Annotated in this window: 5 protein-coding genes; 3 read left to right on the top strand and 2 right to left on the bottom strand. The window is 70.1% G+C overall.

Annotated elements, in window-relative coordinates; all coding sequences use genetic code 11:
* Positions 1-368: 368 nt before the first annotated feature.
* Positions 369-1565 carry an amidohydrolase gene (locus NBW84_RS20160; protein ID WP_250286421.1) on the top strand — a complete coding sequence of 399 codons (1197 nt, stop codon included), beginning with the start codon at positions 369-371 and terminating at the stop codon, positions 1563-1565.
* 91 nt (positions 1566-1656) lie between these two features.
* On the opposite strand, the gene NBW84_RS20155 is transcribed toward NBW84_RS20160, so the two are convergent.
* On the bottom strand, positions 1657-3816 hold the full coding sequence (locus tag NBW84_RS20155) for an MMPL family transporter (protein ID WP_250286419.1): 2160 nt from the start codon (positions 3814-3816) through the stop codon (positions 1657-1659).
* 96 nt (positions 3817-3912) lie between these two features.
* Here NBW84_RS20155 and NBW84_RS20150 point away from each other — a divergent pair, with 96 nt between their 5' ends.
* Entirely contained in the window at positions 3913-4440 is a 528-nt protein-coding gene (locus NBW84_RS20150) for a MarR family winged helix-turn-helix transcriptional regulator (protein ID WP_250286418.1), read from the top strand.
* A 69-nt stretch (positions 4441-4509) separates the two neighbouring features.
* Here NBW84_RS20150 and NBW84_RS20145 read toward each other — a convergent pair whose 3' ends face one another.
* Complete coding sequence (locus tag NBW84_RS20145; protein ID WP_250286415.1) at positions 4510-4950, bottom strand: gamma-glutamylcyclotransferase; 441 nt, start codon at positions 4948-4950, stop codon at positions 4510-4512.
* A 562-nt stretch (positions 4951-5512) separates the two neighbouring features.
* Here NBW84_RS20145 and NBW84_RS20140 point away from each other — a divergent pair.
* Positions 5513-6955, top strand: coding sequence for an NAD(P)H-quinone dehydrogenase (locus NBW84_RS20140; RefSeq protein ID WP_250286414.1), 1443 nt, complete (start codon positions 5513-5515; stop codon positions 6953-6955).
* Positions 6956-6998: the final 43 nt, after the last annotated feature.

Genomic DNA, 6998 nt, shown 5'->3' with positions numbered 1-6998 from the left:
GGGGCTGCCAGGCGGGGCCGCCAGACGGCTTCGGCCGGGGCGTGACGGGGGCGGAGTACCGTGGTCGACGGGGGTGAGCGGCGATGGTGCGCTCGCCCGCGGTGGTGCGATTTCGCGCTGTGGCTCTCGGCGTCCCCCGCGGCCTGCGAGTCGATCCGCCGGAAATCCGGGGATGGTGTGTCGGTGTCCGCCGTGTTCCGGTTGCCGCGCCGCCGCGGTCGCCGGGCCGCCTGGGCGTCTCGTCGCGCAGTAGCATCTGGTGATCGTTTGATATCGGGAGAGTAGGGGTCTGACTTGCAGGGGGCCGAGGCTTTTCGGTGTCGATGGCTGGTGGGCCAGGGTGGGGGCCGTAGGCAGGTGGCCGTGCGGTGAAGGTGGAGAACTTCGTCGCGGCCTGGCTTGCGGACAATGAGAAAGATCTGGTGGATGTGCGTCGTGATATCCACGCGCATCCCGAGCTGGCCTGGCAGGAGCTGCGGACGACCGAACTGATTGCGGAATCACTGAACAGTTCCGGTCTCAAGCCACGGGTGATGTCCTCGGGCACCGGCCTGTGGTGCGATGTCGGTACCGGTTCCGGCCCGGTTGTCATAGTCCGCGCGGACATCGACGCGCTGCCGTTGCGGGACGAGAAAGACCTCCCTTATTCCTCCTGCGTGGCGGGGGTGAGCCATGCCTGCGGGCACGACGTCCACAGCGCGATCGTGCTCGGGACCGGCAGGGCGCTGGCGGCGTTCGACGAGCGTTACCCGTTGCCCGGCACCATCCGGCTGGTGTTCCAACCCGCGGAGGAGGTCATGCCCGGCGGCGCGCTCGAGCTGATCCGCGAGGGCGTACTGGATTCGGTGTCCGCGGCGATAGCCGTCCACTGCGACCCGGCGCTCGAAGTCGGGCGGGTGGGCATCCGCGGCGGCCCGATCACGGCCGCGACGGACTACATCGAGGTCCGGTTGCGGGGCCCTGGCGGGCACACGTCGCGTCCGCAGAACACCGTGGATCTGGTGCACGCGCTGGCGCAGGTGGTGACGGGGCTGCCCGCGGCGCTGTCGCGAACGGTCGACCCCCGGGCGGCGGCGTGCCTGGTCTGGGGGCAGATCGAGGCGGGCAGCGTCCCGAACGCCATTCCCCGTGACGGCCTGCTGCGGGGCACGCTGCGCCTCTTCGACGAAGAGGTCTGGAAGCGGGCGCCGGCGATGGTCGAACGGCTGGTCGCGCAGCTCGTGGCGCCGTACGGCGCCACCGCGACGATCGAGCACCGGCAGGACGTCCCACCAGTGATCAACTCTGTGGACATCACCGAGGCGCTCCGCCGGGCGGCCGTGGCGGCGATCGGCGAGCACGCCGTCGCGCCCACCGGTCAGTCCCTGGGCGGTGAGGACTTCGCCTGGTACCTCCAGCGGGTGCCGGGAGCGCTCGCGCGGCTGGGCACCCGCAGCCCCGGCGGCCCCGTCCACGACCTTCATCAGGGCCGGTTCGACGTGGACGAGAAGGCCATTGGCGTCGGCGTCCGGCTGCTGGCGACCACCGCGGCCGGTCTCGCCTCGGCCGCCGCGGCCGAGGAGTGACGGCGCGCGACCGTCGAAAAGCCGAGAAGGAAACCGGGGCCCTGGCAGTGAGCCAGGGCCCCGCGGATGTGTCTGCCCGGAGCTGCGGGTGCTACCGGGAGCTGGGCACCTCGAGGTCGGCCTCGGGCTGAGGCCGGGGGCCCGGAACGGCCGGCCGCGGGTGCGAGGTCTCGATCCGCAGCAGCTTCGCGACGCTGTCCGGCAGGTACCAGTTCCAGCTGCCGAACAGGGAGACCAGGGCCGGCACCAGCAGCATCCGGACGACCGTCGCGTCCAGCAGGATGCCGAAGCCGAGCGCGGTCGCGAACAGTTTGATGTCGGTCTGCGGCCCGCTCGACAGCGACAGGAACGACAGGAACAGGATCAGGGCGGCCGACGTGACCAGCCGCCCGGTGCGGCCGACACCTTCGACGACGGCGGCGTCGGTGTCGCCGCGGGCGTCGTACTCCTCACGGATGCGGGAGAGGATGAACACCTCGTAGTCCATGGACAGGCCGAAGAGGAACGCGAAGACCATCAGCGGCAGCCAGAAGGTGATGGCGCCGGTGGCCTCGATGCCGTAGATCTCCTCGGAGCCGTAGCCGTGCTGCCAGAACAGCACCACGCCCCCGAAGGTCGCCCCCAGCGAGACGAGGTTGAGCACCACCGCCTTCAGGGGCAGCAGCAGCGAGCGGAAGGCCCGCACCAGCAGGATGTAGGTGACGATGACGATCAGAGCCAGGGCCCAGGGGAACACCCCGTAGACGCCGTGCATGTAGTCCAGCTGCAACGCGCCGATCCCGGTCACACCAATGACGCCGGGCACGTCGTGCAGCGCGGACCGGAGGTTGCGGATCGAGTCGATGCTGCGCCCGCCCGCGGTCTCCCTGTCCGGCACGGCGATGATCAGTGAGGTGCCGTCCCGGTTCGCCTCGGGGCCGCTCGCGGCGGTCGCGGTGACCACGCCGTCCACGGCCCGGACCCGTCGCAGCACGTCGTCCACCGCGGATGACTGGACCAGGATCTCGGCCGGGGTGAGGACGCCCTTCGGGGCACCGCCGCTCTCAATGATCTTTATTGCCTCGTAGGCGGGGCCGCTCTTGGCCAGCGATCCGGACTGCGCCGTGCCGATCTGGATCCCGAGGAACGGGATGATCAGCGCGGTGAGGATGGCGACCCCGGCGCCGGCGGCGATCCAGCGGCGGCGCACGACCAGCGAGGCCCATCTCGTCCAGAACCGGCTCGCGGTGTTCTCGTGCCGGATACGTGGCCAGTCGACCCGCGGGCCGATGCCGCCGAGCAGCGCGGGCAGCAGGGTGGTCGTGACCGCCACGCTGATCAGCGGGATGAGCATGCCGCCGTAGCCGATGGAGCGCAGGAAGGGCACCGGGATGACGACCATCGCGACCAGGCCGATGGCCACGGTCAGGCCGCTGAACACCACGGCATGGCCGGCGAACTGCATCGAGGCCACCACGGCGTCGTGGTTGTCCCGGCCGTGCGCGCGTTCCTCCCGCCAGCGGGTGACGACCAGCAGCGAGTAGTCGATGGCGACACCGAGGCCGATCAGGGAGACGAGGAACTGCACCAGGAACGACACGTCCGCGAAGAAGGTCAGCCCCAGCAGGACGAGGAAGGTCGACAGGATCGCCACCGCGGCGACGAGCAGCGGCAGCAGCGCGAGCAGCGAGGCGAAGACGAAAGCGAGGATCGCCAGCGCGCCGAGCCCGGCGATCAGGGTTTCGACCAGCACCCCCGGGCCGGAGTCGTTCGCGCCGTTGGTCGCGAGCTCGTTCAGGCCGGTGACGGTGCCGGTGAGCCCGGCCTGGGTGTGCTCGGCGAGCGACTTCTTCAGCGCCACCGTGATCTCGGAGTCGAGGCCGTCCTGCGGCGGATAGAAGGCGTACGCGAACTGGGTGCGGCCGTCATCGGTGACGAAGATGTCGTCGCCGGTTTCCGCCCTGCCGATGACTCGGACGTCGGAGACGTCGCGCTTGACCGCGGCGAAGGTGTCCGTCACCTGCTGGTCGCTGACCCGCTGGCCGGGCTGGGCCGACAGCGACAGGATGAACGGCGCGCCCTGGCTGTCCGTGTGATAAGTGGCGAGGACCTTCTTGGCCGTCTCGTAGCCGGGCTGGCCGGGCAGCGAGAAGTCGAAGGTCAGCCGGCCGGCTGTGGTGCTGGCCGTGGCAAATCCCGCCAGGAAGGTAACGATCCAGATAGAGATCACAAGCCGGCGGTGCCGGAGGCACCAGCGCGCGAGCGCCGACATCGGCGTCTCCCCACTCGTTAGGATGATCTGTGCTCTTGCATATTGACCTCCGCAACGGTACCACCGCTGATTGTGAACCTGGTAATGGTTTGTCTTATGGGTGACACTCCCAAGGTGAACGCCGACAGTGACATCGCGATATCTCTGCGAGAGCAGGTTTTCTATGCGTTTGCCCGTTTCGGCCCGGCCTGGGTGCGCTATCTGCACGCGTCCGTGGGGCTTGGCGGTCTAAGCCCGGCCGGCGTCCGGCTGCTGTCGGCGCTGCGCCACCATCCGCGACCGCCCATCATGCGCGATCTCGTCCAGGACCTCGGCACCACGGCCCGGGCTGTGACCGGGCTGGTGGACACCCTCGAGCACGAGGGCCTGGTCCGCCGCACCCGGCACCCGCACGACCGTCGGGCGATACTCATCACTCTGACCAGCAAGGGTGAACAGGTGGTGGACCGCGTCGGGCAGGAGCATGTCGAGCGGGCATCGGCCCTGTTCTGCGTCCTGTCCGAGCGGGACCAGGCCGATCTTGTCCGGATCCTCGGCGTGCTGGGGGACGAGCTGGCCGCGCGGGGGCAGGCCGTCCAGCCCCGCGGGCTCGGTTGCGGACCTGATATTACTGAGAGTAGCTAGTGCTGCGTCAGTCAACGCTCGCCCCGTCCGCCCGGGCCGGCGCGGCGGGGGAGCCAGGCGGTGGGGGAGTCAGGCGGTGGGACGGTTGCGCAGATCGGCCACGTAGTCGGACGGCGCGCCGGCCCGCTCGGCCGCGTCGGCCATGATGGCCACATACCGTTTGGACGGCAGCCCGCCCTCGTAGGCGTCCAGCACGTACGTCCAGGCCAGCGCCTCGCCGTCCAGGGTGAAGATCCGTACGCGGATGCGGGTGTAGAGGCTGGCCTCCACGCCCTCCCAGACGTCGAGCTGCCTGAGGTCACGCTTGGCGACGTCGTAGAGCATCACGTACACCCGGGAGCCGGGTGACTCGACGATGGTGGCCAGCGCGCCTTCCCAGCCGACGTCCTCGCCGCCGAAGGTGAGCCGCCAGTTGCGGATCCAGCCGGTCCCGATGACGGGGGCGTGCGGTGCGCGTTCCTTCATCTGGGCCGGGTCGAGGTTGCTGCCGTAGGCGGCATACAAGGTCATTGTGTGCGTCCTTCACCGGCCCGGGCACCGCGGCCGCGGTGGCAAAGAACTACCTGGAGGATCTTCACTGGCCCCTACCTGTACCCACTTCCTCCCCCCGCGGGCGCGGACGCGCCGCGCGGGGAGCCCTCGGCCGCTCCCGGCCGACCTCGCGGACCGCATATCTGCCCGGACCCGTCCGATGTGCCACGATCGATCCAGCCACAGTTGCCCGGGCAGTTGCCTGGGCGGCCGTGAGATCCTGATCGTGACGTCCCTGGACCCGACTTCGTGTGACAACACGGACCGTAACCACGTCGCGGCGGCAGATGGTCTCCCGTGGGGTACCACGGATCCGGTCGTCGATGTTCGACAGCTACGCGAAAGACAGTGTAGACCCCGAGCATCCCGGATCCCGGCCATCCCGGGCCTTGGCCGTCGGTGTCCCGGTCCGCCCGGTACCGGCCTGGCGGGGGAGCGTCCGCGCCCGCCAGGCCGGGTGACTGTTCATGCGATGGTTGCTCACACATCGGACAAGGCAAGATAGCTGGTGGGAATCCCACCCACCGAAGGGAGCGCGCAGGTGCCGCGAATCGTCATTCTCGGAGGAGGACCCGGAGGGTACGAGGCGGCTCTTGTCGGGGCTGAGCTTGGGGCGTTCGTCACGCTCATCGACTCGGACGGGGTGGGCGGCGCGTGCGTCCTCACCGACTGTGTCCCGTCCAAGGCGCTGATCGCCACGTCGGCCGCGATGACGGAGCTGGCCGTGGCGCCGTCCCTGGGAGTCCGGCTGCGTGACGGTGGCCACGTCCTGCCGGAGGCGGGCTGGGACGCCGGGGCGCTGCCCGGCCCGGGGCTGCCGCCCGGCATCGGCGTGGACATCGAGCGGGTCCACGCCCGGGTGCGGGGGCTTGCCGCGGCGCAGTCCCGCGACATCGAGACCCGGCTGGAGAAGGAGGCCGTGCGGGTGGTGCACGCCCGCGGCCGGCTGGTCGGCCCGCACGCCGTCGAGGTCGACTCCGGGGAGGCCTTCTTCGGCGACATCATCCTGATCGCGACCGGGGCGTCACCCAGGGTTCTTCCGAACATCGAACCGGACGGTGAGAGAATTCTCACCTGGCGCCATATCTACGATCTTCGGGAGCTGCCCGAGCATCTGATCGTCGTCGGTTCCGGGGTCACCGGCGCCGAGTTCGCCAGCGCCTACCAGGCGCTCGGCGCGAACGTGACGCTCGTCTCCTCCCGGGACCGGGTACTGCCCGGGGAGGACCCGGACGCCGCCAAGGTGCTCGAGGAGGTCTTCCAGCGCCGTGGGGTGACCGTGCTCAGCCGGGCCCGGGCCGAGGCCGCCCGCCGGGTCGGCGACAGCGTCGAGGTCGACCTCGCGGACGGCCGGACCATCACCGGCAGCCACGTCCTGATGGCCGTCGGGTCGGTGCCGCGGACATCGGGCATCGGGCTCGCCGAGGTCGGGGTACGGCGTGCCTCGAGCGGCCACATCGAGGTCGACCGGATGTCGAGGACGGCGGTGCCGGGGGTGTACGCCGCCGGTGACTGTACCGGTGTGCTGCCGTTGGCGTCGGTCGCCGCCATGCAGGGCCGGATCGCGATGTGGCACGCGCTCGGCGAGGCGGTCACGCCGCTGCGGCTGGGCACGGTGTCGTCCAACATCTTCACCGAGCCGGAGATCGCGACGGTCGGCATCTCACAGAAGATGATCGAGTCGGGTGAGGTGGCGGCGCAGACGACGATCCTCCCGCTGGCGCGCAACCCGCGCGCGAAGATGCAGGGCATCACCGACGGTTTCGTGAAGCTGTTCTGCCGGCCCGGCAGCGGCAGCATCCTCGGCGGGGTGGTGGTGGCGCCGCAGGCGTCAGAGATGATCTTCCCGGTTTCGCTGGCGGTGGCCAACGGCCTCACCGTCGATCAGGTGGCCCACACCTTCACGATCTACCCGTCGGTGTCCGGCTCGTTGACCGAGGCGGCCCGCATCGCCATGCCTCGGGACCTGTTCGCGAGCTTCTGACCAGGCGTCCAGCCACGGTTGCCGGTCGCGGCTGGACGATGCC

Origin of the sequence: Protofrankia sp. CiP1_Cm_nod2, assembly GCF_920664355.1 — a bacterium.
Lineage (GTDB): Bacteria > Actinomycetota > Actinomycetes > Frankiales > Frankiaceae > Protofrankia.
This window is presented reverse-complemented; position numbering and strand designations above follow the sequence as displayed.